This is a genomic window from Mediterraneibacter faecis (genome assembly GCF_055383675.1).
The window spans coordinates 79,321-106,318 of sequence record NZ_AP043803.1; the positions used below are offsets into that span (position 1 = coordinate 79,321).

The window sequence follows — 26,998 nt, forward strand, 5'->3', positions numbered from 1 at the left end:
TATTTTACGCAGGAAGTGTGATCGATACGATTGTTCCATTGGTATGGTCAGATGTAATGTCGATTGTTCCATTATGTGCTTCAATGATTCTTTTGGAAACTGCGAGACCAAGACCAGTACCGTTTTCTTTGGTCGTAAAGAATGGTTCATAAAGCTTATCAACAATTTCAGTCGGAATACCACAGCCGTTATCCTGACATTGAATCAGGATTTTATCGTCAAGCTTCTTTGCACGAAACTGCAGACGTGGGGCATACTTACAATCGGCAAGAGCATCTTTGGCATTTGTAAGTATGTTTAAGAAGACTTCCTCTAATTTGGTGCGATCACCATTGAACCTTTTTATATTCTTATCAATACTGGAAGTCATCTCAATCTTTGATTTTTCAAAGTTGAGAGACATGGCGAACAGAACAGCAGAGTTGCGAAGAACATGTCCGAGAGGAAAGGAAGCACGATTTAACTGGTTTCCGTTGTTGAGTTCTGTCAGATCATCCAGCAAATCACACATATGTCTGGCGCCATCCATGCATTCTTCCCAGACACAGGAACCTTTAGCAGTTTCAGCATAAAGAGAGCTCATTAATTGCATGGAAGAATAAAGAACCGTCATAGGATTGCGGATCTCATGCGCAATTGTAGCAACAGCAGCATCATGGTTCTTCAGAAGCTGTGTGATAATCTCTTTTGCATCTTTGTTTGTTTCCATCAGGTGGTTCATTTTTTCAAGATCGATATTTGTTAACATAATACTTACTCCTAATAGTTAGATTTTCTTGAGTTCGGTAAGAGTGTAGCACCACCGAAAACAGCATTCAATAAAAATCATTCGACTATTTTCGACCTTTTTCGACCTGTTGTCTAAAAAATGTATTCTCTTTTTCTGAAAAATGGTCTATACTACAGATAAAATAAAATGGAAAGAGGAAAGATCATGAGAGATGATAATTGTATTTTCTGTAAAATAGCAAATGGAGAGATTCCGTCAGCAACATTGTATGAGGATGAGGAGTTCAGAGTAATTCTGGATCTTGGACCGGCATCAAAAGGACATGCGCTGATCCTTCCGAAGAATCATTACCGCAATCTGTATGATATTGACGAGACAACAGCTTCAAAAGCAATCTGCCTGGCAAAAAAGATGATTACAAAGATGACAGATGTACTTGGATGTGATGGTTATAATATCGTTCAGAACAACGAAGAGGCAGCTGGACAGACGGTATTCCATTTCCATATGCACTTAATCCCAAGATATAAGAATGACAATGTAGGTCTCGGATGGCATATGGGAGAACTTACAGAAGAAGATAAGAAAGAGATACTTGAAAAATTAAAATAGTACTGGAGAAGATATGTTAACAGAAAATCGCGAATTCAATGAGATTTATGAACAATATAAAAATCTCATTCTAAAAGCGGCATATACTTATTCAGGCAGTTATAGTGCAGCGGAAGATATTACTCAAGACACTTTTCTGAAACTGTATATGGGATATGACAGCATGAAGAAGAAAAATATTTCTTCATGGCTGTTTACAACGGCAAAAAATGCGGCATTAAATTACAGGAAAAAGCATAGCCGGGAGATTTTCGAGATTGATGAGAATTGGGACAGTGAAGAGGATACCGAGAAATATGAAGCACAGGTATACAGTGCAGAGGAACAATTTCTGGAAGATGATCTTCAGAAACAAAGATTAGAGCTTCATGAAAAGATTTTCACCAATTTGATGGAAAAGAATGAAAGATGGTACGATGCCATTGTTCTTGTATATTACATGGAGATGCCTCAGGCAAAAGCAGCAGAATTAATGGGCATTCGACTCGAAGTGCTTCATAGTCTTCTGCACAGAGCAAAGAAATGGATTAAGAAAAAGTACGGAACGGAGTACGAAGAAATGAACCGGGAAGACTAAGAGCAAAACCAAATGTTTACTGTTCAATGTACAAAGAAAAAGTGTATAAGGAACAGTGGTGCTGATAGTTTCCCGGTATCTTTTTGAATACTGTAGTTTTATGAAGAGTGTTGCTGGTAGATGAACTACACTATTTTGTGGCAGCTTCTTCAATGAGGCCGATAATAGTAGCAATCGGATCCTGCTGTCCAGAATTGTGCATTGCATTTATGAACTGCTCACGGTTTTCGTACAGGTTATGAACTGCATCCAAAAGCGTTGCATTCGTAAGCTGTTCTTCCTCGATTACAAGACTGAATCCCTGACGTTCGAAAGAATGTGCGTTAAGAATCTGATCGCCACGGCTTGCACGGGCAGAAAGCGGAATCAGAAGATTCGGTTTTCTAAGAGCAAGCAGTTCACAGATTGCATTCGCACCGGCACGTGAGATAACAACATCTGCAAGAGCAAAGAGATCACGCAGTTCGTTTTTGATATATTCAAACTGACAGTAGCCTTTGATTTCTTTCAGAGAATCATCAACCTTTCCTTTTCCGCAGAGATGGATGATCTGGAACTGTTTCAGCAGTTCAGGAAGGGCAGCACGTACCGCCTCGTTGACAGCTACAGCACCAAGACTTCCGCCGATTACGAGAATGACAGGCTTTTCATCTGTAAAGCCACACATCTTTCTGGCAGCATCCTTATCACCAGTAAGAAGTTCCTGACGAATCGGAGAACCGGTAAGAACAGCTTTTCCCTCCGGAAGAGCATCTAACGTCTCCGGGAAGTTACAGCAGACTTTGACAGCAGATGGAATTGCCAGTTTATTTGCCAGGCCAGGTGTCATATCAGACTCATGAATAATGACCGGAACTTTGCATCGCTTTCCAGCAAGAACAACTGGAACCGAAACAAATCCGCCTTTAGAAAAAATAACATCAGGCTTTAAGCCTTTGATTAACTTACGGGCTTCACCAAAGCCTTTGATCACACGGAATGGATCTGTGAAATTCTGCAGACTGAAATAACGGCGCAGCTTTCCAGAAGAAATTCCATGATATGGAATTCCAAAAGGTTCAATCAGTTCCTTTTCAATTCCATTGTAAGAACCTATGTATTGAATATCATAGCCTAATTCTCTAAGCTTTGGAATCAGGGCTATATTCGGAGTGACATGTCCGGCAGTACCGCCGCCGGTCAATATAATTCGCTTCATAAATTAACCTCCAGATTTAGTGTAGAGTGCTACTGTTCGAAGTAAATTGAGAACACTAGCCTTATAGCATCATATTACCCTTATTTGAAAAAATGTCAAGAAAAACGGGACACACAAACTGGAGAGAATAAGGTAAAGAAAATGAAAAAACTGAAAAAATTATCATTGGAAAATGAAATGAAAAAAGAAGCTGAACAGATTGAAAAGAAAGTCCGTAAGGACAAATCTCTAGATGACATTACAGTGTCTGATGAGATGGAAAAAGAGCTTTTCAATAAGATTCAGGATTACGAATACGACAAGAGGCATAAAAAAGTCGTCCGCAAAAAGAAGAAAAGCAAGCTTGTAATCGGAGCACTGGCAGCAGTGCTGATTTTGGTGTGCGGAAGTGTGATGACAAGTGTGGGGAGTAAGTCGTATTGGAAGACGTTGTGGAATAAAGAGGCAGGGGATGAAACTTTGTCTTATGTAGATGTTGAGAATATGGAGACGATGGAAACGAAAGATTTTGAAGTATTAGAGCTTGATAAAGAAATCGCCAAGGTGATCGGAGATTATTGGGTTCGTATAGAATATAAACCAAAAGATATGGTATTAACAAGGTATACAATAGACGGAGATCAAAGAAGAGCAACGTTATTTTATAAATATGAAAATGAAATCATTCGGTACACAATGTATATGAATTCTAAAGATTCTTCTTTGGGACAGAAAGCAGTTGATAAATTGTTAGATGAGTATATTGTGATGAATGGAGAAAGAAAAATTAATGTAAAAGAATATGAGGTGAAAAATAAAAAAGAAAAAAGATATATAGCCGAATTTGAAGACAAAGGGATTCAGTATCAGTTAAAGGGAGTTATGAAGAAAGATGAATTTGAAAAAATTTTAAAAAATTTATTTTTTGTGTAAAAATGCGTAAGTTTTTTCAATCTCAGTTGTTTACTTATTAGAGGACAATAACAAAAGAGGGGGAAGATAGTTCTATGATAAGTAAGAAAATAATGTCAATGGTAGCAAGTGCTATGGTGTTTTGCTTTATGGTGTGTGTATCAGTAACAGGTGTTAAAGCAGATGATAGTGAAGTTAAAATTGTTGATGGATCTTATTTAACTTCAGCGGATTCATCAACAGGCTATACACCGGAGAGTGATGAGCGTGGCGAACATCTGATGGATGGGGAATGTTCAATCACAAAAGCAGGAACAAAACGAATTTACACATACGGAGCAACAACAGCAAATCATACTGTTGATACAGTAGCAGTTATTGTTTATGTGGAGCAGTACAATGAGAAGGATGATAAATGGTATCAGATAGATGCTTTTTCCAAGAAAGTAGAAAATGATTATTATGTTGCTGCATCGAAATCTATTCAAGTTGACCGAGGATATTATTACAGAGTGCATGCTGAACATTTTGTGAGAATGGGGGAGGATCCTGTAGAGGAAACCTATTCTGTAACTAACGGCATCCTAGTCCCATAAGCATCTTCCTCCCACACCAACGGCAGAAGATGCAGCCCGTGGGCTGGCCTAACAGCCGCTGCGCGGTGGTTCGCTCGGATACTCACAAATTAGATTCTAATAGATAAAAGTGAGAGCCTTGTTCCTTGATACACCACAATTGAATAAATGAGCATATAATCACCATAAGCGGCTGTTAATCAGTCCATGGACTAGTAGGGCAGAAGGGAAGGATTGAATCAAGAGTAGCGATCCTTCCCTATTAGTTTGCCATTTTTTAAATTATTTTCCTGTTGCTTCTTTCAGTGCCTGAGCAAGCTGGTCCGGGCAGGAAGTTTTCTTGAATCCACACTGGATTCCTTCCAGGCGTGAGATGGCCTCATCTACATCCATTCCTTCAACCAGATGGGAAATTCCCTGCAGGTTACCGTTACATCCGCCAACGAAGGAAACATTATGAATCTTGTTATCTTCGATATCAAAGTGAATGCTCTGGGAACAGACACCTTTTGTTCTATAATCCATATCTAGATATCCTTTCTTTTAAATTTTTAGATCTTTTAGTTACCTTTTGAATTATAGCAAATCAAATATAAAAAAACAATTTTTCTTTTCACATCTTTCAGCATAATTTTCCTCAATACGACAATTTTGATTTTTGCTGTAGAAATCTGTAGAACGATTTATGCGGACAGAATATAAAATCAGGTTTATAATATCTACAAACGTAACGAAGGGGAGGCCCGAACAGTTACGTGCAATATTTTTAAAACCAGGAGGGGTTGCTATGTTAAGAGAACTGGCAGTGAACACGAGAGTCATCTATTATCTGATGGCGCTTCTGGGCATAATCGGAGTGCTGGCAAAAGCAGTGAATCAGCAGACATTGAATCAGATGCTGAAGGCGGCGGGGAATATGTCCAAGAGTACACACCGACTGATAAAACTCGTAAGAGCAAAATACGAACATGCATGTATGGTGCATGACAGTGTAGAGAATACAAATGCATTTGTGGAGAAATATATTTATGAATATAGAGGCTTTTTGTTTGGAATTCATACCTGGAGACAGATGCAATTGCTGACGGTGTGGTTTGTTGGAATTCTTGCAGCTCTTGGTGCATTCGAATGTTATATTACTTATGGATTTTCAGATGCGGCGTATCAATATATAGAAACAGGATTAGCGGAGATGGTACTCCTTTTTGTTATCAGTCATCTTTCGGACGAACAGTACAAGCTTAATGCTGTCAGGATGTATATGGTGGATTATCTTGAGAATAATTGTGCATTTCACGTAAAGAGACAGCGGACTACGGATAGAGAAGAATTGAATGTGATCGCTGCAGAGAATACCGGAAAGCAGGAGTGGGAAGAAAAGAAAGGGGAAAGAGAGATTCACAGAGAAGACAACTTACAGAATGGAAATAAAACAAAAGCAGAGAGGACGGAGCTGCCGATTAATATCGAGGGAGAACCAAGAGCGGTAGAGCCGGCAAGGAATCCGAAAGGAAATTCAGAGAGAGACGTAGATAGAGATTCGGAGCGAGATTCAGGAAGAAATGCAGAAAGAGAAGCGGCGATTCGTCAGATTCTGGAAGAATTTTTAACATAACGAAAACTAAAATTTCTTGAGCAGCATTTGTAAATAAGGTATAATAAAAAGCAGTTGGTAGCCGCCGGTCATGGAATATCAGGAATGGCGGCAGGGAAAGAAGAACCAACTGCTTTTTTAGGGCTTATAAACAAGAAAAGAAAGTAACTGATTAAGACAGGTGCAAAGAGTAATAGGAGGAGTTGCTATGTTAAGAATAGGAATGTTGACCAGCGGTGGAGACTGCCAGGCACTTAACGCAGCAATGCGCGGTGTTGTAAAAGGAATTTGCAACAAGCGCAAAGATGTAGAAATCTATGGATTTAAAGATGGATACAAAGGTCTGATCTATTCGGATTTCAATATGTTGACATCAAAGGATTTCTCGGGAATTCTGACACAGGGTGGAACAATTCTTGGTACATCCCGTCAGCCGTTCAAACTGATGCGTGTGCCGGATAAGGATGGAATAGACAAGGTGGAGGCAATGAAGCACACATATCATAAGCTTCATCTGGATTGTCTCGTTATTCTTGGAGGAAATGGAACTCATAAGACAGCAAATCTTCTTCGTGAGGAAGGACTCAATGTAGTGACATTGCCGAAGACGATCGATAACGATCTGTGGGGAACAGACATGACATTTGGATTCCAGAGTGCAGTTGATATCGCAACAGATACGATTGACAGAATCCATACGACAGCAACTTCCCACAGCCGTGTATTTATTATCGAGGTTATGGGTCACAAAGTAGGTCATGTAACTCTGCATGCCGGAATTGCAGGCGGAGCAGACATAATTCTTCTTCCGGAGATCCCATATGATATTAAAGCAATCAAGAATGTGATCGACAAACGTACACAGGCAGGTAAGAGATTTACAATTCTTGCTGTTGCAGAGGGTGCGATTTCCAAAGAAGATGCAAAACTGAAAAAGAAAGAATACAAAGAGAAGCTGGCAAACAGAAAATATCCTTCTATCGCTTACGAACTGGCAGAACAGATTGAAAAAGAGACAGACAAGGAAGTTCGTATCACAGTTCCTGGACATACACAGAGAGGTGGCACACCTTGTTCTTATGACCGCGTATTTGCAACAAGAGTCGGAGCGAAGGCAGCAGAATTGATCCTGAATGAAGAATACGGATATATGGTAGCCATGAGAAATGGTGAGACAGTGAAAGTTCCGTTGGAAGAGGTTGCAGGAAAGCTGAAATATGTTGATCCGAACTGTGGTCTAATCAAAGAAGCGAGAACAATCGGTATCAGCTTCGGAGACGAGGTGTAATTCATGTCATATACGGCGCTATACAGAAAGTTCCGTCCTTCTGAATTCGAAGATGTAAAAGGACAGGATCATATTGTTACAACGCTTCAGAACCAGATTAAGGCGAACAGGATCGGACATGCGTATCTGTTTTGCGGAACGCGAGGAACCGGTAAGACAACGGTTGCGAAAATATTTGCGAAGGCAGTAAACTGTGAGCACCCGGTAAATGGAAGTCCATGCGGAGAGTGTGAGATGTGTAAATCTATCGCTGCCGGCACTTCAATGAATGTGATCGAGATCGATGCTGCATCGAACAATGGTGTTGATAATATCCGTGAGATCCGGGAGGAAGTGACATATCGACCGACAGAAGGTAAGTATAAAGTATACATTATCGACGAGGTGCATATGCTTTCCATCGGAGCATTTAACGCATTGCTTAAGACACTTGAGGAGCCGCCGGAGTATGTTATTTTTATTCTGGCGACGACAGAAGTGCATAAAATCCCAATTACGATTCTTTCCAGATGTCAGCACTATGATTTCAAGAGAATCAGCATTGAGACAATTACAGACCGTATGCGTGATCTGATGCAGACAGAACAGGTAGAAGTGGAAGAAAAAGCACTTCGCTATATCGCAAAGGCGGCAGACGGATCTATGCGTGATGCACTCAGTCTGCTGGATCAGTGTATTGCATTTTATCTGGGACAGAAGCTGACGTATGATCATGTGCTTGAAGTACTTGGTGCGGTGGATACGGATGTGTTCAGCCGCCTACTTCGGAAAGTATTGGAAAGAGATGTTGCCGGAGTTCTTGATATCGTGGAAGATCTGGTTATGCAGGGACGTGAACTGACCCAGCTGGCCGCAGATTTTACATGGTATCTGAGAAATTTGCTTTTGGTTAAAACTTCTGATAATATAGAGGACGTGCTGGATGTGTCTACGGAAAATATGTTGCAGCTCAAGGAAGAATCAAAGATGATCGAACTTGATATGCTGTTGCGTTATATCCGTATATTCTCAGAACTTTCCGGTCAGCTGAAGTATGCGACGCAGAAGAGAGTACTTCTGGAAGTTGCACTGATCAAGCTTTGCACTCCGGCGATGGAGACTGGTCAGGATGCACTTCTGGACAGAATCCGTGCGGTAGAAGACAAAGTAGAGAAAGGACTTGCTGCAGCCGCAGATATGCCGCAGCGAGTTGTTTACGTGAATGGAGATGATGCGTCATTATCCGGATCAGGCGTTGCGGGAAGCAGGAAGGCGAAACCGGAGCTGCCGAATGCAATTCCGGAGGATGTGCAGGAAGTGGTGAAGAATTTCCGTTCTATCGCAGATGAAGCGTCAGGTATGATCAGAGGCTTTCTTAAAAAAGCAAGACTGAGTCTTGGTGGTGACAATCGCTTGCTGATTGTACTGCCAGATGCTATGTCGGCAGATATGGTTGGCAGAGAAGATCATGTGCAGGAACTTGAACAGCTCATTGAAGAGAAGATTGGAAAGAAAGTCGAGGTGGATGTCCGTCATGTAGAAGAGGGCAGACACTTTGAGGATACATTTGTGGACATAGAACAGAAAATAAATATGGAAATAACAGTGGAGGATTAGACATGGCAAAGCGTGGAGGATTTCCAGGCGGCGGAATGCCGGGAAATATGGCGAATCTGATGAAGCAGGCACAGAAGATGCAGCGTCAGATGGAAGAGCAGCAGAAAGAACTTGAGACAAAAGAGTTCACAGCAGCTGCAGGCGGCGGAGCAGTAGAAGTAACTGTATCCGGCAAAAGAGAAGTAACAAAAGTAAAACTTGCAGAAGAAGTTGTAGATCCGGACGACATTGAGATGCTGGAAGACCTGATCGTAGCAGCGACAAATGAAGCACTGCGTCAGGTTGAGCAGGAGACAAATGCAGCAGTATCTAAGATGACAGGCGGATTTGGCGGTCTTGGAGGCGGAATGTTCTAATGGATTACTACAGTAATCAGATCAGCCGCCTGATCGAGGAGTTCTCGAGACTTCCGGGAATCGGGAATAAATCAGCACAAAGACTTGCATTTCATGTGATCAATATGCCGGTAGAACAGGTAGAAGGACTTGCGAATGCAATCGTAGATGCCCGCAAGAATGTCCGTTACTGTAAGGAGTGCTGTACGTTGACGGATAAGGATATCTGCCCAATCTGCAGCAATCCGGACCGAGATCATAAGACAATCATGGTAGTGGAGACACCGCGTGATCTGGCAGCGTATGAGAAGACCGGAAAGTACAACGGAGTCTATCATGTACTTCATGGAGCAATTTCTCCAATGCTTGGAATCGGTCCCGGGGATATCCGTCTGAAAGAATTGATGGAGCGTCTGCAGGGAGATGTGGATGAAGTGATCATTGCGACGAATTCCAGTCTGGAAGGCGAGACAACAGCAATGTATATCAGTAAACTTATCAAACCGGTCGGAATCAAGGTGAGCAGGATTGCCAGTGGTGTTCCGGTTGGAGGTGATCTGGAATATATTGATGAGGTAACACTGCTTCGGGCATTGGAAGGAAGAACAGAATTGTAAAAGCATTTGAGACACCGGCAGGAGGGACTGGCTATGGCGAAGAAAAAAGTTACATCTTCAGATGTGGCAAAGCGCGCGGGAGTTTCACAGGCAACGGTCTCGATGGTACTCAATAAGAAGTATAACGTCTCTTTTTCAAAAGAAGTAATCCAGAAAGTGGAGGCAGCGGCGGAAGAACTGGGGTATGAACTTCCGAAACGCAGAACACAGCGTGGAGAGCGACGAGAAAAACTGCTCGTTGTCATCAGCCCGAACCTGACAAACCCATACTATGTAATGCTTTTGCAAGGAATTGAATCAAGGGCAACAGAGCAGGGATTCGGAATCTTTGTCTGTAATACACAGAGAGATTTAAAACTGGAAGAGCGTTATCTGAAAATGATCTCGACTCTGAATGCACAGGGAATTATCTATATGTGCAATCCGGGGAAATGCTTTCTCGGACAGCTTAAAGAAATGTCTGAAAGGATTCCGGTTGTTGTGATCAATAACCAGGAGAAGCATTTGGATGTAGATGCAGTGGAGTTGGACAATACAAAGCTTGGAAGATTAATGGGCAGACATCTTCTGGAGCTGGGGCATCAGCATGTGGCATACATTACACCGCCATTAACTGCAAGACAGAAGCAGAGATTCCGCCGGGTAGAAGGTTTTCTTGATGAATTCAGAAAAGCCGGATATGGCGATCAGGTGATTGTAAAAGAAGCAGATGAAGAATTTGACCGGAATGTTCCGGGAATCGATTCAGAGTACCGCATCGGATATGATCTGACAAAAGAACTGCTCCGGACAGAAAAAGATCTCACTGCAATCGTGGGGCTGAATGATATGATCGCATTTGGGATTATGGATGCACTCCAGGATATGAAGTATAAAGTTCCCGGAGATGTCTCGGTTATGGGATGTGATAATACTTTATTTTCCAAAGTTAAGAAAGTGTCACTTACAACGATCGAGCATTTTGTAGTTCACAAAGGAATGGATGCCTGTGATATCATCATGAAAAAGATCAGTTCAAGGGACTGGAAGTATACGGAATTTGAACCGGTCAGTATTTATCATGTGGAATATGAGCCACAGATCGTGGTTCGTGGAACAACGTCTTATGCGAAGACAAAATAGTTGATGTATAGACGTTGTATTATTTAAAATTAATAAAAAATAATAAAATTATTACTAATAAAAACAACAAAAACAAACGATTCTGATTTTAGAAAATGTTGATAAAGCCTTTAAAATAAAGATTTTTATACAGAATAAAAACGATTGATATTAACTAATATTAATAAAAACGGTTAATATGTCGGATTATTAAGTGAAAAATGACTATTAATAATTTTTCAGACAGTTGACCTCAGGTTTTGGAAGCTATATAATCAGCTCATAAACAAACGAATTACTGCTGGAAAAACAGTGAGTTGTATCAGTGGTAAGAGGAAGATTCATGTATAGGAGGACTTAAAAATGAAATTTTTTATCGACACGGCTAATGTAGAGGATATCAAGAAAGCAAATGACATGGGAGTGATCTGCGGAGTTACAACAAACCCGTCTCTGATTGCAAAAGAAGGACGTGTTTTTAAAGAAGTTATCGCTGAGATCGCATCTATCGTAGACGGACCAATCAGTGGAGAGGTTAAGGCTACAACAACAGATGCAGAAGGCATGATCGCAGAAGGACGTGAGATTGCAAAGATCCATCCGAACATGGTAGTTAAGATTCCTATGACAGTAGAAGGTCTGAAGGCTGTTAAAGTTCTTACAGCAGAGGGAATCAAGACAAATGTAACTCTGATTTTCACAGCAAACCAGGCACTTCTTGCAGCAAGAGCAGGAGCTACTTATGTTTCTCCGTTCCTTGGACGCCTGGATGACATTTCTACAAAGGGAGTTGACCTCATTGCAGAGATCGTAGAGATGTTCGAAGTAGCAGGAATTGAGACAGAGATTATCGCAGCAAGTGTACGTAATCCAATCCATGTAACAGAATGTGCACTGGCAGGAGCAGATATTGCAACAGTACCTTACAAGGTAATCGAACAGATGACACATCACCCACTGACAGATGCAGGTATCGAGAAGTTTAAAAAGGATTATATTGCTGTTTTTGGTGAGTAATCCGGGAAATAACGTTAAGACTGAAAATGGAATCAGAATGGAAATTAAAAAGGAGATATCATGAACAAGTTAGAGCTTATGAAAACTGCGAATGAGATCCGGAAAGGGATTGTAACAGCACTGCATAGCGCAAAGGCTGGACATCCAGGTGGATCTCTCTCAGCAACAGAGATTTTTACATACCTTTATTTTGAAGAGATGAACGTAGACCCGAAAGATCCAAAGAAAGCGGATCGCGATCGTTTCGTTCTTTCTAAAGGACACACAGCTCCGGGATTATATTCTACACTTGCGCAGAAAGGATTCTTCCCGAAGGAAGATCTCGTGACACTTCGTCATACAGGATCTTATCTGCAGGGACATCCGGACATGAAACACATTCCAGGTGTTGATATGTCTTCAGGATCTCTTGGACAGGGAATTTCAGCAGCTGTAGGTATGGCAATCGCAGGAAAGCTTGACAATGCAGACTACAGAGTATACACACTGCTCGGAGACGGTGAGATCCAGGAAGGTCAGGTATGGGAGGCTTCCATGCTGGCAGCACACAGAAAACTGGATAATCTTGTTGTTATCGTTGATAATAACAATCTTCAGATTGATGGAGAAATTACAGAAGTTAACTCTCCGTACCCAATTGATAAGAAGTTTGAGGCATTTAATTTCCATGTAATCAATATTGATGGAAATGACTTTGATCAGATCGATGCTGCATTCAAAGAAGCAAAGACAGTCAAAGGACAGCCGACAGCTATTATTGCTAAGACAGTAAAAGGAAAAGGTGTATCCTTCATGGAGAACCAGGTAGGATGGCACGGAAAAGCTCCGAACGATGAAGAGTACAAGATTGCAATGGAAGAATTAGAGAAAGCAGGTGAAGCATTATGTCAGAAGTAAAGAAGATCGCAACAAGAGACAGCTACGGTAATGCTTTGGCTGAACTCGGAACAGAACATGATAACGTTGTAGTACTTGATGCCGATCTGGCAGCAGCTACAAAGACAGGTGTATTCAAGAAAGCACATCCGGATCGTTTTATCGATTGTGGTATTGCTGAGTCTAATATGATCGGTGTTGCAGCAGGTCTTGCAACAACAGGAAAAGTGCCATTTGCAAGTTCTTTCGCAATGTTCGCAGCAGGACGTGCATTTGAGCAGGTAAGAAACTCTGTTGGATATCCACACCTGAATGTAAAGATTGGTGCAACACATGCCGGAATCTCTGTAGGAGAAGATGGAGCAACACATCAGTGTAATGAGGATATCGCTTTGATGCGTACAATTCCGGGAATGGTTGTAATTAACCCAGCTGATGATGTAGAGGCAAGAGCAGCTGTACGTGCTGCTTACGAGCATCAGGGACCGGTATATCTGAGATTTGGACGTCTCGCAGTGCCGGTGATCAATGACAGACCGGACTACAAATTTGAGCTTGGAAAAGGTGTTGTATTAAGAGAAGGAAAAGATCTGACAATCATCGCAACAGGACTTCCTGTAAGTAACTGTCTGGAAGCAGCTGAGAAGCTTGCAGCAGACGGAATTGATGCGAAAGTGATCAACATTCATACAATCAAACCTCTCGATGAGGAGCTTGTTGTAGCAGCTGCGAAAGAGACAGGAAAAGTTGTTACGGTTGAAGAGCATTCCGTTATCGGCGGACTTGGAAGTGCTGTATGTGATGTACTTTCAGAGAAAGCTCCGACACAGGTTATGAAGATCGGTGTGAATGATACATTCGGTGAGTCTGGTCCGGCACTTGAGCTTCTGAAGAAGTATGGTCTTGATACAGACAGCATCTACGAGAAGATCAAAGCATTTGCAAAATAATTAATAAAAAGAACGCTTCGCGCTTTCTGTTTACAGAATATCTGCAATCAGAGAGTACCGGAGCGTTTTTTGATGTTTGGAGATATTAAGAAAATGCCGTGCACGAAAAGTAATATTTGTCGAACTTACCTGACACTAATTGATAAAATCTCCCGATTTCCTTGTGCTATGTTAAGGGCAATCCCCGGGAAATTAAATAAAAGTGATAGAAAGGTGAGTATAAAATGGAGAGACAGATTCCGAAAAATGTGCGTCAGATAGGAAACGTGAGTGATAGTCCAAAAATCTATGTGGAAGATTATGTAGATACTTTTTTTCTTCAGTTAAGTGAAAAAAGCGAGAAAGAAAAACAACCAGAAGGAGCCTTTCTGATTGGTGAAATACAGAAGCAGGATAATGAAGAATATATTTATATTTATGGTGCGATAAAAATAAAAGAGTTAAAAAAGGAGGGTGGTGAATACCTGATCGATGACAAGATATGGAAATGTGGTTGCGAAGAATGCAGCCAGTATTTTGAAGAAGGAGAAATCATAGGCTGGTTTGTGACAGAGCATGATTTACAGCTGGCTCCGAGTTCTATCAACGTAAAGCTGCATAAAAAATTATTTCCAAAGAAAAATACCGTCCTTGTTATGAAAGATTCGGCAAACCAGGAAGATGTATTTTTTGTACATAAGCTGGGAGATCTTATGGAAATTGGAGGACATTATACTTATTACGAGAAGAATCCGTGCATGCAGAATTATATGATTGCAAGTCGAAAAAAAAATGGGGCAGTTCAGACAGAAAATGTGGAAGATACGGCTGCACAAAGCTTTCGTTCTCTGGTACGTGAACGAGGCGGTCAGAAAAGAGAAAGAAGGACAGGCAGTCTGATGTATGGGATCAGTACATGTCTTGTACTAGTTCTGATCGTGATGGGCGTTTCTATGATGAATAATTTCAGTAAAATGAAATCCCTACAGAATAAGATAAATGTGGTTGCCGAGGGGGAAAAGCAAACATCCTCACCTGATGTGAAAGAGACGAGTGGAGCAGCAGCTACTGTGGAGAAAAATCAGGAAGTAGCAGATGCAGAAAAGGAATCAGCAGAGGTAACGGAAGAAAATGAAGGGGAAGAACAGACGGAAGATAAAAATACAGAAAGTGTTCCGGTTTCCGGGACTGCCGTTGCAGCAGATGAAAATGATGGTATTTATGTGGTGGAAAAAGGAGATACCCTTGCAATTATCAGTAAAAAAATGTATGGAGATGTTAATCATGTAGATGCGATCAGCCGGATGAATGGATTGCAGAATGGGAACCTGATCTATATTGGACAAAAATTGATATTGCCATAAATCCGTGTTATACTGTGAAAGACAAGTGAAAGCTAAAAGTGTATCAACAGAAAAAGGTGCACTGGACAAACGATAAGGGGAGCAATATGGCGCGAAAGAAAATGTCGAATTTACAGGTGGTAAAAACGCAGGATGATAGAAAAGCGCTGAGACAAAGGGAAAGAAGGATCAAACGCCGGAGAAGAAAAGAACTTCTTACCTATATCATCCTGATTGCGATGGCAATCTGCGGAACATACCTCCTTTTAGATAGTAAGACTTATGGCACAGTCCGCAAGGCAGACAGTTACGCGAAAGACCTTTCGGACAGGAATAATTACGTTCAGTTTGCAGATGGAATTGTGCGTTATAATCATGACGGTGTGGTATTTCTAAATAAGAAGAATGAGGAAAAGTGGATTCAGCCAACACAGCTTCAGACACCGGTGATTGTTGTGAAAGACGATGTGTTTGCGGTTGCTGACAGCGGAGGCAACAGTATTCTCGTATTTACAAAAAATGGGTTGAAAGGTGAGATTCAGACGACATTACCGATTGAGAGAATCGCAGTATCGAATCAGGGAATTGTCAGTGCAATTTTAAAAGATGAGACTTCACCGAAGATCATATCCTATGATGCGGCAGGAAATATTCTGGTAGAGCAGCAGATTACGATTGGAAATACAGGATATCCGATCGCATTGGATTTGTCTGATGATGGAAAGGTTCTGGCAGTTTCTTATCTTTATACCAAAGGAACACAGGTGCAGAGCAGGATCGGATATTATAATTTTGATGCTGCCGGCAAAGAGAAGGCAGATAACAAAGTGACAGCAGATACTTATGAAGATATGCTGATCGGCGAGATTTTCTTTATGGGAAATGACAGATCTGTTGCAGTTGGAGATAATGGATTTGAGATTTATACAGGAAAAGATGCTCCAAAGCAGATAAAAGAAGTGAAAGTGAATCAAGAGATAAAAAGTGTTTTCCATTCGGATTCTTATTTTGGATTTGTCCTGCTTAATCAGGAGAAGTCAGGGTATGAGTTGAGAATGTATAATCGATCAGGAGATACTGTGTTCAGCAAAGAGATACAAGGAGATTATAGTCATGTAAAGATGGATGGAGACAATATCATTCTGTATGATGGAAGTAAGTGCTGTATTTATACAACAACGGGAATCCTGAAGTTTAAGGGAGACCTGGGAGCAGATGCACAGGAAATCTTTGATGCATTTGGTCTGAACAGATACTATGTGATGAGTGATAATGAACTGCGAATTGTTTATTTGACAAAATAGGAGAGATATATGGAGAATTGGTTGTTACTTGCAGTCGGGATTGTGTTTTTAGTCTGCATGATTGCCGGCTTTGTGAAGGGATTTCTCAGAATTGGTTTATCCCTTCTGTCAACAATATTGACACTGGTACTGGTGTCATTCCTTTCCCCATACGTGTCGGATGCGCTGATGAAGCATACACCGGCGCAGGACGTACTGGAGAAGAAGATAGTGGAAGCATTTATGCCAGAGCTTTCAGCAGATGATCTATTGAAAGCGAATCTCAGTGGAACACCTCTGGAGAATTTAACGGTAGACCAGATTAAATCATTAAGCGAATCAGGATGGGACAAACTGGGGATAACTGCACAGGATATCCTGAAAGTGGTCGGAGATCTTCCAAAGGATACACAGATCCGTGAGATTGAGAATTCAATGCTGCCACAGTTTTTGAAAGATGCATTGCTGGAAAATAATAATACTGCGATTTATGAAGAACTGGATGTTACAACTTTCCCAGAATATGTTGCGGCCTATATTTCACGAATGCTCCTCAATGTTGTGTCATTTCTTGTGACATTTTTGATTGCGATCATTCTTGTAAGCGCATTGATGTATGCAGTGAATATTATTGGTGAACTTCCGTTACTTGGTGCGATCAATCATCTGGCGGGAGGAGTGCTTGGAATTGGTCTGGGATGTATTATCGTATGGATCGCATTCCTTGTGCTGACTCTGATTTATACGACAGAGATTGGAACAACGTGTTATGCGATGGTTGAGCAGAGCGCGATCTTGACGTTTTTGTACAAACATAATCCGCTGTTGATCTGGTTACTTGGATTTCGGTAAGAAAAATAAAAGAAAAATATTAAAAATAGGGTTGACACTCTCAATAAGCTATGATATCATATAGAAGTTCTGTTGAGGACATACATATGGGGGATTAGCTCAGTTGGGAGAGCGCCTGCCTTGCAAGCAGGAGGTCACGAGTTCGACTCTCGTATTCTCCACTAGGATTACGGATTGTGCATTGCACAGTCCGTTTTTTGTTACATATACAGAGCCAGGCAATTAAAGACAGACTGTGCTACCTCGTGCTTGCACGAAAGTACTACAGTCTGTCTTTAATTATGTGGCGGATACGCCACAGCGATGAAATGCGTAGCATTTTAGAGCTACTGGATAAGGAAAAATCTGACAAGCTGTGTCAGATTTACGCAACAAAAAAACATCCCACAGCGCGAAATCTGTGAGATGTTCTTCATAACTCCCCCTGTTGGACTTGAACCAACGACACTTCGGTTAACAGCCGAATGCTCTACCGACTGAGCTAAGGAGGAATATTTCCTTGTCTTATCGACGAAAAATATATTATCATATTTAAATGGTCTTTGCAAGAGAAAATTTTAAAAAATGTAAAAATCTTAAAGAAATCTATTTTTATCTCTTTCAAGTCATAATCAGAAATCCAGCGTCATACATATATTAGACAGGAGGGCAGATATAAAATATATCGACAGTACTTCCTGAAAGGTAACAATTCAATTTAAGACAGGAGAGGGCAAAATGCGAAGAAAGCTGAGAAGACATTTTGCATTTCTGATGGCGGTATTGATGATGCTGTCGTTGATGGGTGTTCAGGTACTGGCAGAAGGTGTACAAGTTGAGGCTGTACAAACCACAGAGGGAACAGATTGTACCGTGCTCCCGGAAGAAACAGATGCGGAAGAGACTTCCCGATCAGAAATGCAGAAACCAGACGCAAAAGAATCTCCCCCTGAGTCTGGAGTAGTAACAGAGGAAGGGAAAAGTACCGATTCAGAGAAAATTTCAGTTGCTCTTAAAGATGAGATTCTTACAAAAGGTTCTCTGACAGCAAATGTTAGTGGAACAACAGAATCAGATCAGATTGCTTATCAGTGGCAGATAAGTGAAAACGGTCAATGGAAAGATATTGAGGATACAGCGACTGTGGATAGTAGAAAGCAATCCTATGAAGTTGCAAGAGATGGTGCACAGAAGACATTTCGTGTGAAAGTGACAGTAAATGAGGCGGTGACAGTTTATTCTTCCGAATACAAGGTGAATTATTATGACAAGCTTCAGAATGGAAGTTTTGAGACGCCAAAAGTATCTGATGTAGGAACACTGACTTATAAGAATGCACATTTTATTCAGGTAGCAAATGGAACGAATAATTTGTACTGGAAGACAACAGCGAAAGGTGCATATTTTGGCGCTGGAAATCAGAAAGATTATTATATCGAGATTGCAGACGGAAGCAGAAGTTATTATGGAAATACGGTTAATGATCCAAAGCCGGTTTATAACATCAGCAGTGCGGCACAGGAAAATCAGTTCGCAGAATTAAATTGTGAGGAACCAGGAGCACTTTATCAGGATGTTTTGACAGAACCGGGGACAGTCCTTCACTGGGGATTGGAACATGCCGGACGTTGGGGAACAGACACGATGGCGGTTATCATCAGCGATACGAAATCAATGAGTTCTGATTGGAATCCGGCAGGATCGGGATTTGATCAGAGTAATCCAGATGTACAGGCTGTATTGTCAGATGAAGCCGGCAGATGGACTTATCACTATGGAGATTATACGGTTCCGGCAGGGCAATATGTTACTCGATTTTATTTTGTGGCAGTAGCGGCAGCAAATGGAAATCTGTCAAATGGAAACCTGCTCGATAACATTTCTTTTGGAAAGGATCTCCCAACCCCACCGGCAAAAACAGGTAATCTGATGATTACAAAACAGGTGGAGGGAATTGCAGCGAGTCAGGTTCCGGACGAGTCCTTTACATTTCAAGTAAAACGGGGAGAAGAAGTGATCGAAGAAGTGAAGCTTCCGCAAAATGGTCAGTGGAGTGCATCTCTTCAGGCGATTGAACCTGGGGAATATACAGTGACGGAGATTGCTCAGGAACAGAATAACTACAGGCTGGGGCATACCTTTTATCTCGTGGGACAGGAAAGTCAGACAGAGGGGATGACAGCACAAATTGATGTAGTGAAGGAGCAGACTGTAACAGTAACATATACGAATCAGTATCAACCGCTTATGGTTGTTCCGACAGGAGTAGAGAACAGGATGTTTCCTACAATCCTGATGGAAACAGCAGGTATAACAGGAGGAGCAGTTTTTCTGTTTCTTCGAAGAAAGAGGAAAGAAAAAGATTCATGAAATTAAAAGGAGAGATTCATCTTTTTCTGATTCGTCTTGCGTTTCTTCTGGTGTTTCTGTGGGTTTTGTTCGGGCTGTTGTTTGGCATTACAACCATGAAAAACAATGACATGTCGCCACGCATCAGTGCGGGAGATCTGCTCTTTTATTATCGACTGGAAAAACCGAAAAGCGGGGATGTGGTGGTTCTTCAGAAAGCAGGAGAGAAATATGTGGGCAGAGTGATCGCAGCCGGCGGCGATACAGTAGAGATTACAGAGGACGAAAAGGTAAAGATCAATGGAAGTAAGATTGTGGAAAATGATATTTTCTATGATACACCGCAATACGAAAGTGACACGGTCTATCCACTGACGCTGAATAGCGGAGAATATTTTATTCTGGGAGATCAACGGGAAAATGCAAAAGACAGCCGGTATTTTGGAGCTGTGAAGGACAAGGAGATAAAAGGCAGAGTAATTACGGTGCTCCGCCGGTTAGATATCTGAAAACCGGAAATCAGAGTAAAAAGTGAGGTAGAGATTATGAATAGGAAAACAGCAGGACGTATTTCAGCAATGGCAATGGCGAGCATGATGATGATGTCAGTTTGTGTGGTAAATGCGGCGGCCGAGGAAAATGAACCGATCACACAGTTGAATCTGAAGAAAACAGTGACAACGGATGGAAATACATACCAGCCAAACACTTCATTTTCGTTTCATGTGGAGAATGGTGAAGCAGCAGAAAATTGGAGAGATAATGTAGTATATGCCGGTGTGACAGGTGGAATCAAGGCCACCCAGACAATCGGATTCCAACCATCAGGAGAAGATACACTGGCAGCAGTTTACAGCAAGAATGCAACATTGGAAATTAATGCAGAGGTATTTGAACATGCCGGTGTTTATCATTATGTTGTGACTGAAGATGCAGGCTCTTATGAAGGAATCGATTATGATACAGCAGGCAGAGATGTTTATCTTTTTGTATATAACGGAGCAGATGGAGCACTTTATGTTGGAAATGTAATTACAGAAAATAACGGTGAAAAAGGTGATCTTGAATTTATCAATGATTATGGTGCAGAAAATGATACAACGCATGATGTGACAATCAAAAAAACGATCACAGGTAATCAGGGAGTTAAAAATAAATCCTTCGAATTCAAGGTTGCGGTGAATGGTGGACAGGGAGAACTCTACAAAGTTGTAGTGAAGAAAAATGCAAATGCACAGGCACTTACAGAATACATCACAAGCAATGAAGCAGAAACTTCTTATCAGATTTCTGATACAGGTTCGATTACAATTTATGGATTGACAGAATCTGATAAATACACGGTAACAGAGACCGATGCGAATAAAGATGGATATACCACTACGATTGACGGAGAAACAACTGCGACCGGAACAAAGACAGGAACTACAAAAGAAGATGGTACAGTAGTTCAGTATGTGAATGAGAAAGATGCGGCTGTAGTAACAGGCGTCGCAAAGAAATACACACCATACGTACTACTTGTGGGTGCGGCAGGCGCACTTGGATCAGTTTTCTTTCGTAGAAAAAGAGCATGATAAACGAAACGACAGAAGGTCAGGAGGCAGGGGAGCAGAGGGAAGAGCTGTTTTTTAAAGTTATAAAAGCGGGAAATAAGATATTGGAAATTCTGGCAGCGCTCTTTATTATTCTTATGCTTCTTTATGGTGCATATTCATTATGGGATACCTGCCAGATCAACCGACGTGCGTTTATCAGCGGAGAATTAATGAAATATAAACCTGCAGGAAAAACGGATGAAAGTCCGTCCCTGCAGGAACTTCAGAAAATCAATCCGGATGTGTGTGCCTGGCTGACGGTAGATGGAACAAAGATTGATTATCCGGTTGTGCAGGGAGAAACAAATCTGGAATATATCAATCAGGATATCTATGGAGAGTTTGCTCTTTCAGGAAGTATTTTTCTGGATAGCAGAAATGACAGAAAATTTATTGACAGTTACAGTTTATTATATGGTCACCATATGGATAATGGCGCAATGTTTGGGGATGTGATGAATTATAAAGAAAAGGAGTATTTTGAATCGCACAAAACAGGTACGCTATATTTGAATGAACAGTTAGAAAAAATCCAGTGGTTCGCCTGTGTGGAGACGGATGCGTATGATGAAGTTATTTATAATCCACGAGATTATAAGAAAGAGAATCTGGAAGAACTGATGGAATATATAAAGGCACATGCCGTGCAGTATCGTCTTCCTGAGAAAAAAGGAAAAGAGGGGTGGAACAGGATCATTGGCTTATCTACTTGTTCTAACGATCAGACGAATGGAAGAGTAATACTTTATGGATTTTTATATGATAGGGATAGGTAGATAAAGAATGATGTAGCGCAACGCCGTTGCATATTTGTCTGTTGAATGTTAAAATGTGAATGTCATTCAGGTTTAGGTCAAAGCTAGAAAAAGAGCGAAAATGGATCTGGATAATTTCGAAAATCAGGGAAATAAAGGCAGGCAGTATACGATGACGATAAAAGAGATTGCGCAGATGGCCGGGGTGTCCAGCGCAGCAGTATCAAGATATTTGAATGGCGGATATGTGAGTGAACAGAAAAAGGAGCAGATCCGTAAAGTGATTGAAAAGACGGGATATCAGCCGTCTACTCAGGCAAGAATCCTAAGAACCGGACGCGCACATCTGGTTGGTGTGGTGGCTCCGAAGATCAATTCAGAATCAATCAGCCGGATCACAGCGGGAATTGAACAGGTTCTTTCGGCAAGAGGGTACCAGATGCTTCTTGCAAGCACGGATAATCAGCCAAAGAATGAGCTGACTTATCTGAGAATCTTTGAAAGTTATCCGGTAGATGGAATTGTACTGATCGGTACAGTGCTTACAGACGAGCATCGGAGATTTTTAAAAGAATCAAAGGTTCCGGTTGTGATTGTGGGACAGGAGACAGAAATGGCAAGCTGTATCTATCATGATGATTTTGGTGCGGGAAGAGCAATGGGACAAGAAGTTGCGGTGAAAGCACTGAAGCGGAATGGTGGAAGACCTGAAGATTGCAAGATTGCATATATTGGTGTTACTCGTGAAGATAAGGCAGCAGGTGCTGCCAGAGAAGACGGGTTCCGCAAAGGACTTCAGGAAGCAGGGATTACTTTCGATGACCATCGGTACAGACGCGAATCAGAATTTACAATGAGCGGCGGATATGAAGCAGTAGTGGATTTGTTGAGCGAAGAAAATGGAATCGATATCATATCATGCGCAACAGATACGATTGCAGCAGGAGCAATCGAGGCATTGATCGCACAGAGTAAAAAGGCGGTTCCGGAATCGGTTCAGAATTCTGGTGCAAGGATGCTACACATTTTGGAACAGTCTGGTATCTGTGTCACAGGATTTGGTGATAATCAGATGTTAAGGGCTGTGACAGGCGGTATTCCAACGGTTCATTTTGGGTATAAAACGAGTGGAATCAAGGGGGCAGAGCTCTTGCTTGAACAGATTGAAGAGAAAAATCCGGTGCCGGTGCATATGAAGCTGGGATTCCAGATCGTGAATAGATTTGAATGAATGTAACTAAGAGTATAGTGCAAGTTAAACAAAACAGAAGAATCAGAATTAGTAAAAATGCCATCTTTACAAATGGCATTTTTTTATTTAATATAAAATCATAAAACGTGAAAACGATTACACATAAAATAGAGAAGGAAGGGAGCGTAATCATGGATTACAGGAAAACAGCCCAGGAGATTCTGGGATATGTAGGTGGAAGTAAGAATATTGTATCCGCAGCGCACTGCGCAACGCGTCTTCGTCTTGTTATCGCAGATAATAGTAAGGCTGATAAAGAGGCAATAGAGAATGTGGACGGAGTAAAGGGAGTATTTGAGGCATCTGGACAGCTTCAGATTATTCTTGGAACAGGAACAGTGAATAAAGTGTTTGATGAATTTATCGCGATCGCAGGTATTACAGCAAGCACAAAGGCTGAGGCAAAGGAAGCAGCGACAGAGAAGCAGAACTGGTTTATGAAGGCCATCAAGCTGTTAGGTGATATTTTTGTACCGATCATTCCGGCCATCGTAGCAAGTGGTTTCCTGATGGGAATCATGAATGCGCTGGATTTCATGAATGCAAATGGATTTTTAGCAATTGATACAAGCAGTTCTATTTATGTGTTTGCGAATCTGTTCAGTAATATCGCTTATACATTTCTGCAGATTCTGATTGCATTTTCAGCTGCGAAAGCATTTGGTGCAAACCAGTATCTTGGAGCTGTTATCGGTATGATCATGATTCATCCGTCACTGCAGAATGCATATACAGTTGCAACAGAAGGTGTACAGCAGACACAGAGCGTATTCTTCGGACTGTATCACATCGACATGGTTGGATACCAGGGACATGTAATCCCGGTTATTATTGCAGTATGGATCCTTTCTGTATTAGAAAAGAAGCTGCACAAGGTAGTTCCGGCAGCACTTGATCTGTTTGTAACACCACTTGTCAGCGTATTCGTGACAGGATATCTTACACTTTCTATCGTAGGACCGATCTTCGTATGGGGTGAGAATGCGATCCTTGGAGCAATCCAGTGGATGCTGACACTTCCGCTCGGACTTGGAAGTCTGATCATGGGAGGTTTGTATGCACCGACAGTAGTAACAGGTATTCATCAGATGTATACAGCAATCGATATCGGTCAGCTGGCAAAATACGGAGTAACTTACTGGCTTCCACTTGCAAGTGCAGCAAATGTAGCACAGGGTGCGGCAGCATTAGCAGTTGGAATTAAATCAAAAGATCAGAAAGTTAAATCCCTTGCACTCCCGTCATCACTTAGTGCATTTATGGGAATCACAGAGCCGGCAATCTTTGGTGTAAACTTAAGATTCTTCAAACCATTTATCGCAGGATGTATTGGTGGAGGATGTGGAGCTCTGTATGCATCACTTGTACATCTTGGAGCAAAGGGAACAGGAGTAACAGGTATCTTCGGTATTCTGCTTTGCCTGAATCAGCCGCTTCAGTACATTATTGAGATGGCAATTTCAGTAGGAGTAGCATTTGTGATCTCCTTCATGATTTACAAAGATAAAGAGCCGGTAGTTAAGACAGCCGCAACAGAGACAACAGTTGAGAAAACAGAAGAGACAGAGAATGTAGTAGAAGCAGAAAATGTTTCAGCAGAAGAAATTACAAGCCCGGTAAACGGAAATGTTGTTGCGACAGCAGAAGTAGCAGATGAGACATTTGCATCAGAGATGCTTGGAACAACTGTTGCAGTTGAGCCAACAGATGGAAAGATTGTAGCACCATGTGACGGTGAAGTAATGAATATCTTCGATACAGGGCATGCAGTATGCATCGCAACGGAAGCAGGAGCAGAGCTTCTGATCCACATTGGAATTGATACAGTTTCCATGGATGGAAAAGGATTTGTAAAGAAAGTAGCAGACGGAGCAAAAGTTCGTAAGGGCGATGTGCTGATCGAAGCAGATCTGGATGCTATCAAAGCAGCAGGACATCCGGCAACTACGATGATGATACTGACGAATGCAGATGACTTCAGCAAAGTAGAGAAGACAGCAGCGGGAACAGTTACAACAGCTGATCTCGCAATGAAGATTGAGAAATAAATTGAACAGTGATTAAAAAGATACAGCCGTTTTATTCAAAGAAGAATTCTTGCAGAATAGAACGGCTGTAAATGGAAAAAGGGAGACAAGAGCATGAATGCATTAACAAGGGATCTGATCAAACTGGTAGATATGACGGAAGAGATGATGAAAGAAAAAGAGCAGAAAGAAGGAGCGGATTATCGTGAGAAGCTGCATCTGATGCCTCCTGTTGGCTGGCTCAATGATCCGAACGGATTGTGCCAGTTGAATGGGATCTATCATGCATTTTTTCAGTATTCTCCATTTAATGCCGAAGGCGGCGTGAAGATGTGGGGGCACTATACAAGCAAAGATATGATCGACTGGGAATACCAGGGAGTAAAGTTATATCCGGATCAGCCATTTGACTGTCATGGTGTATACTCCGGATCAGCATTTATCGAAGATGACAAAATGTATGTTTACTATACAGGCAATGTAAAGCTGGAAGACGGAGATTTTGACTATATCAACACAGGACGCGAGTCAAATACGGTTCTTGTTGTCAGTGAGGATGGAAAGACATTCGGTCCGAAGAAAGAACTAATGAGAAATGTTGATTATCCGTCAGATCTGACCTGCCATGTGCGTGACCCGAAGGTATGGAAAGAAGGAGATACTTACTACATGATTCAGGGTGCGCGTACAAAAGAAGATGTCGGACAGGCATTGATCTTTGAGTCAAAAGATAAAATCAACTGGAATTTCAGAAGCCGCGTGGAATCAGAAGAACCATTCGGATACATGTGGGAATGTCCGGATTATTTTGAGGTAGACGGAACAAAAATTCTCTCGGCGTCTGTGCAGGGACTTGAGGGTGGTATCTGGGACGACAGAAATGTTTATCAGTCCGGATACTTCCTAGTAGATGGGGATATTCTGGAAGACTATAAACTCTCCGAGTATCAGCTTTGGGACTATGGATTTGATTACTATGCCCCACAAAGCTTTGAGACAGAAGATGGCAGAAGAATCCATATCAGTTGGATGGGAATGCCGGATTGTGAAGAATATACCAATCCGACGATCGCAGAAGGGTGGCAGCACTGCTTCACTTTTCCGAGAGAAGTATTTGTAGAAGATGGCAAAGTTTGTCAGAGACCGGTCAGAGAATTGCAAAAGAAGAAAACTCTTGTGGATAAGTCAGCCGGAATGTTGAAAAAAGATGGATATAAAGTCTATGATGTGAATATCTCGGGCATTCAGAACAATGAATTCAGGACAGTGATTGATGAAGAATTGATTCTTGAGTACAAAAATGGAAGATTCGAGATGCATTTTACAAGCCAGGATAAGAATTCAGTATCTGCCGGAAGAGGAATGCGTTATATTGCATTGGATTCTGTTACAGATGTAGAAATCTTGGTAGATCATTCTTCCGTGGAAGTGTTTGTGAATGATGGAGAAGCTGTATTTTCCACACGATTTTATCCAAAGGCAGACAGTCTTCTGGTAGAGGCAGAAGAGGCGCAGATTATGATGTATGAGATTCAATAGAGAAAAAAATGAATGAAAAAGAGGGCGTGGATTTATTCGTTGATATCACCACATATCAAATGATGAATCCGCGCCCTCTTTTTTG

26 protein-coding genes and 2 tRNA genes are annotated in these 26,998 nt (G+C 41.5%); 24 read left to right on the forward strand and 4 right to left on the reverse strand.

Annotated features, from left to right (window positions below; all coding sequences use genetic code 11):
- Positions 1 to 4 precede the first annotated feature (4 nt).
- Positions 5 to 748: a sensor histidine kinase gene (locus tag ACZ47Z_RS00360; RefSeq protein WP_015527655.1), complete on the reverse strand. Its 744-nt coding sequence runs from the start codon at positions 746 to 748 to the stop codon at positions 5 to 7.
- Positions 749 to 934: 186 nt separating this feature from the next.
- Between ACZ47Z_RS00360 and ACZ47Z_RS00365 the strand changes: the two genes are divergently transcribed.
- Both ACZ47Z_RS00365 and ACZ47Z_RS00370 read left to right on the forward strand, forming a co-directional pair.
- Complete coding sequence (locus ACZ47Z_RS00365; protein ID WP_054753649.1) at positions 935 to 1,342, forward strand: HIT family protein; 408 nt, start codon at positions 935 to 937, stop codon at positions 1,340 to 1,342.
- Between the two features lie 13 nt (positions 1,343 to 1,355).
- The gene (locus ACZ47Z_RS00370; protein WP_054753651.1) at positions 1,356 to 1,919 is read left to right on the forward strand and encodes an RNA polymerase sigma factor; all 564 of its coding nucleotides are present in this window, start codon (positions 1,356 to 1,358) and stop codon (positions 1,917 to 1,919) included.
- 130 nt (positions 1,920 to 2,049) lie between these two features.
- Here ACZ47Z_RS00370 and ACZ47Z_RS00375 read toward each other — a convergent pair whose 3' ends face one another.
- On the reverse strand, positions 2,050 to 3,117 hold the full coding sequence (locus ACZ47Z_RS00375) for an undecaprenyldiphospho-muramoylpentapeptide beta-N-acetylglucosaminyltransferase (protein WP_054753653.1): 1,068 nt from the start codon (positions 3,115 to 3,117) through the stop codon (positions 2,050 to 2,052).
- A gap of 141 nt (positions 3,118 to 3,258) precedes the next feature.
- On the opposite strand from ACZ47Z_RS00375, the gene ACZ47Z_RS00380 reads away from it, so the two are divergent.
- Positions 3,259 to 4,029 carry a DUF4367 domain-containing protein gene (locus ACZ47Z_RS00380; protein ID WP_464525745.1) on the forward strand — a complete coding sequence of 257 codons (771 nt, stop codon included), beginning with the start codon at positions 3,259 to 3,261 and terminating at the stop codon, positions 4,027 to 4,029.
- Between the two features lie 74 nt (positions 4,030 to 4,103).
- Positions 4,104 to 4,604 (forward strand): DUF6147 family protein, encoded by a 501-nt coding sequence (locus ACZ47Z_RS00385; protein WP_054753658.1) that lies wholly within the window; start codon positions 4,104 to 4,106, stop codon positions 4,602 to 4,604.
- A 261-nt stretch (positions 4,605 to 4,865) separates the two neighbouring features.
- On the opposite strand, the gene ACZ47Z_RS00390 is transcribed toward ACZ47Z_RS00385, so the two are convergent.
- Complete coding sequence (locus ACZ47Z_RS00390) at positions 4,866 to 5,108, reverse strand: TIGR03905 family TSCPD domain-containing protein (protein ID WP_015527650.1); 243 nt, start codon at positions 5,106 to 5,108, stop codon at positions 4,866 to 4,868.
- A 262-nt stretch (positions 5,109 to 5,370) separates the two neighbouring features.
- On the opposite strand from ACZ47Z_RS00390, the gene ACZ47Z_RS00395 reads away from it, so the two are divergent.
- The 13 genes from ACZ47Z_RS00395 to ACZ47Z_RS00455 all read left to right on the forward strand — a co-directional run bounded on the left by ACZ47Z_RS00395 (position 5,371) and on the right by ACZ47Z_RS00455 (position 17,575).
- Positions 5,371 to 6,198 carry a hypothetical protein gene (locus ACZ47Z_RS00395; protein WP_464525746.1) on the forward strand — a complete coding sequence of 276 codons (828 nt, stop codon included), beginning with the start codon at positions 5,371 to 5,373 and terminating at the stop codon, positions 6,196 to 6,198.
- Positions 6,199 to 6,385: 187 nt separating this feature from the next.
- On the forward strand, positions 6,386 to 7,465 hold the full coding sequence (locus ACZ47Z_RS00400) for a 6-phosphofructokinase (RefSeq protein WP_144366383.1): 1,080 nt from the start codon (positions 6,386 to 6,388) through the stop codon (positions 7,463 to 7,465).
- A gap of 3 nt (positions 7,466 to 7,468) precedes the next feature.
- Positions 7,469 to 9,061, forward strand: coding sequence for a DNA polymerase III subunit gamma/tau (gene dnaX / locus ACZ47Z_RS00405; RefSeq protein ID WP_054753662.1), 1,593 nt, complete (start codon positions 7,469 to 7,471; stop codon positions 9,059 to 9,061).
- A gap of 2 nt (positions 9,062 to 9,063) precedes the next feature.
- Entirely contained in the window at positions 9,064 to 9,417 is a 354-nt protein-coding gene (locus tag ACZ47Z_RS00410; protein ID WP_015527646.1) for a YbaB/EbfC family nucleoid-associated protein, read from the forward strand.
- Positions 9,417 to 10,013 (forward strand): recombination mediator RecR, encoded by a 597-nt coding sequence (gene recR, locus ACZ47Z_RS00415; protein ID WP_015527645.1) that lies wholly within the window; start codon positions 9,417 to 9,419, stop codon positions 10,011 to 10,013. Before ACZ47Z_RS00410 ends, recR begins: the two co-directional genes overlap by 1 nt.
- Positions 10,014 to 10,046: 33 nt before the next feature.
- Positions 10,047 to 11,135 (forward strand): LacI family DNA-binding transcriptional regulator, encoded by a 1,089-nt coding sequence (locus ACZ47Z_RS00420; protein WP_155203428.1) that lies wholly within the window; start codon positions 10,047 to 10,049, stop codon positions 11,133 to 11,135.
- A gap of 342 nt (positions 11,136 to 11,477) precedes the next feature.
- Complete coding sequence (gene fsa / locus ACZ47Z_RS00425; RefSeq protein ID WP_054753666.1) at positions 11,478 to 12,131, forward strand: fructose-6-phosphate aldolase; 654 nt, start codon at positions 11,478 to 11,480, stop codon at positions 12,129 to 12,131.
- Between the two features lie 60 nt (positions 12,132 to 12,191).
- Positions 12,192 to 13,028 carry a transketolase gene (locus ACZ47Z_RS00430; RefSeq protein WP_117541740.1) on the forward strand — a complete coding sequence of 279 codons (837 nt, stop codon included), beginning with the start codon at positions 12,192 to 12,194 and terminating at the stop codon, positions 13,026 to 13,028.
- Complete coding sequence (locus ACZ47Z_RS00435) at positions 13,016 to 13,957, forward strand: transketolase family protein (RefSeq protein WP_020436972.1); 942 nt, start codon at positions 13,016 to 13,018, stop codon at positions 13,955 to 13,957. The genes ACZ47Z_RS00430 and ACZ47Z_RS00435 overlap by 13 nt, the downstream gene beginning before the upstream one ends.
- Before the next feature lie 224 nt (positions 13,958 to 14,181).
- A complete protein-coding gene (locus ACZ47Z_RS00440; protein WP_464525747.1) occupies positions 14,182 to 15,300 on the forward strand; it encodes a LysM peptidoglycan-binding domain-containing protein in 1,119 nt (372 codons plus the stop codon).
- Positions 15,301 to 15,386: 86 nt separating this feature from the next.
- Entirely contained in the window at positions 15,387 to 16,583 is a 1,197-nt protein-coding gene (locus ACZ47Z_RS00445; protein WP_054753668.1) for a DUF5711 family protein, read from the forward strand.
- 9 nt (positions 16,584 to 16,592) lie between these two features.
- On the forward strand, positions 16,593 to 17,414 hold the full coding sequence (locus tag ACZ47Z_RS00450; protein ID WP_117889986.1) for a CvpA family protein: 822 nt from the start codon (positions 16,593 to 16,595) through the stop codon (positions 17,412 to 17,414).
- Positions 17,415 to 17,502: 88 nt separating this feature from the next.
- A tRNA-Ala gene (locus ACZ47Z_RS00455) sits at positions 17,503 to 17,575 on the forward strand.
- A gap of 257 nt (positions 17,576 to 17,832) precedes the next feature.
- Here the strand turns inward: ACZ47Z_RS00455 and ACZ47Z_RS00460 are convergent.
- Positions 17,833 to 17,905: transfer RNA gene (locus ACZ47Z_RS00460), tRNA-Asn, on the reverse strand.
- 226 nt (positions 17,906 to 18,131) lie between these two features.
- On the opposite strand from ACZ47Z_RS00460, the gene ACZ47Z_RS00465 reads away from it, so the two are divergent.
- The 7 genes from ACZ47Z_RS00465 to ACZ47Z_RS00495 all read left to right on the forward strand — a co-directional run bounded on the left by ACZ47Z_RS00465 (position 18,132) and on the right by ACZ47Z_RS00495 (position 26,913).
- Positions 18,132 to 19,763: a DUF5979 domain-containing protein gene (locus ACZ47Z_RS00465; RefSeq protein WP_464525748.1), complete on the forward strand. Its 1,632-nt coding sequence runs from the start codon at positions 18,132 to 18,134 to the stop codon at positions 19,761 to 19,763.
- Positions 19,760 to 20,251 (forward strand): signal peptidase I, encoded by a 492-nt coding sequence (gene lepB / locus ACZ47Z_RS00470; protein ID WP_464525749.1) that lies wholly within the window; start codon positions 19,760 to 19,762, stop codon positions 20,249 to 20,251. The genes ACZ47Z_RS00465 and lepB overlap by 4 nt, the downstream gene beginning before the upstream one ends.
- Positions 20,252 to 20,287: 36 nt before the next feature.
- Positions 20,288 to 21,319, forward strand: coding sequence for a DUF7601 domain-containing protein (locus ACZ47Z_RS00475; RefSeq protein ID WP_054753676.1), 1,032 nt, complete (start codon positions 20,288 to 20,290; stop codon positions 21,317 to 21,319).
- Positions 21,316 to 22,116: a class B sortase gene (gene srtB, locus ACZ47Z_RS00480; protein ID WP_464525750.1), complete on the forward strand. Its 801-nt coding sequence runs from the start codon at positions 21,316 to 21,318 to the stop codon at positions 22,114 to 22,116. The genes ACZ47Z_RS00475 and srtB overlap by 4 nt, the downstream gene beginning before the upstream one ends.
- 100 nt (positions 22,117 to 22,216) lie before the next feature.
- Positions 22,217 to 23,326, forward strand: coding sequence for a LacI family DNA-binding transcriptional regulator (locus ACZ47Z_RS00485; protein ID WP_464525751.1), 1,110 nt, complete (start codon positions 22,217 to 22,219; stop codon positions 23,324 to 23,326).
- A 152-nt stretch (positions 23,327 to 23,478) separates the two neighbouring features.
- Complete coding sequence (locus ACZ47Z_RS00490; protein WP_054753678.1) at positions 23,479 to 25,395, forward strand: PTS sucrose transporter subunit IIABC; 1,917 nt, start codon at positions 23,479 to 23,481, stop codon at positions 25,393 to 25,395.
- Between the two features lie 93 nt (positions 25,396 to 25,488).
- Entirely contained in the window at positions 25,489 to 26,913 is a 1,425-nt protein-coding gene (locus ACZ47Z_RS00495; RefSeq protein WP_226871092.1) for a glycoside hydrolase family 32 protein, read from the forward strand.
- Positions 26,914 to 26,998 lie beyond the last annotated feature (85 nt).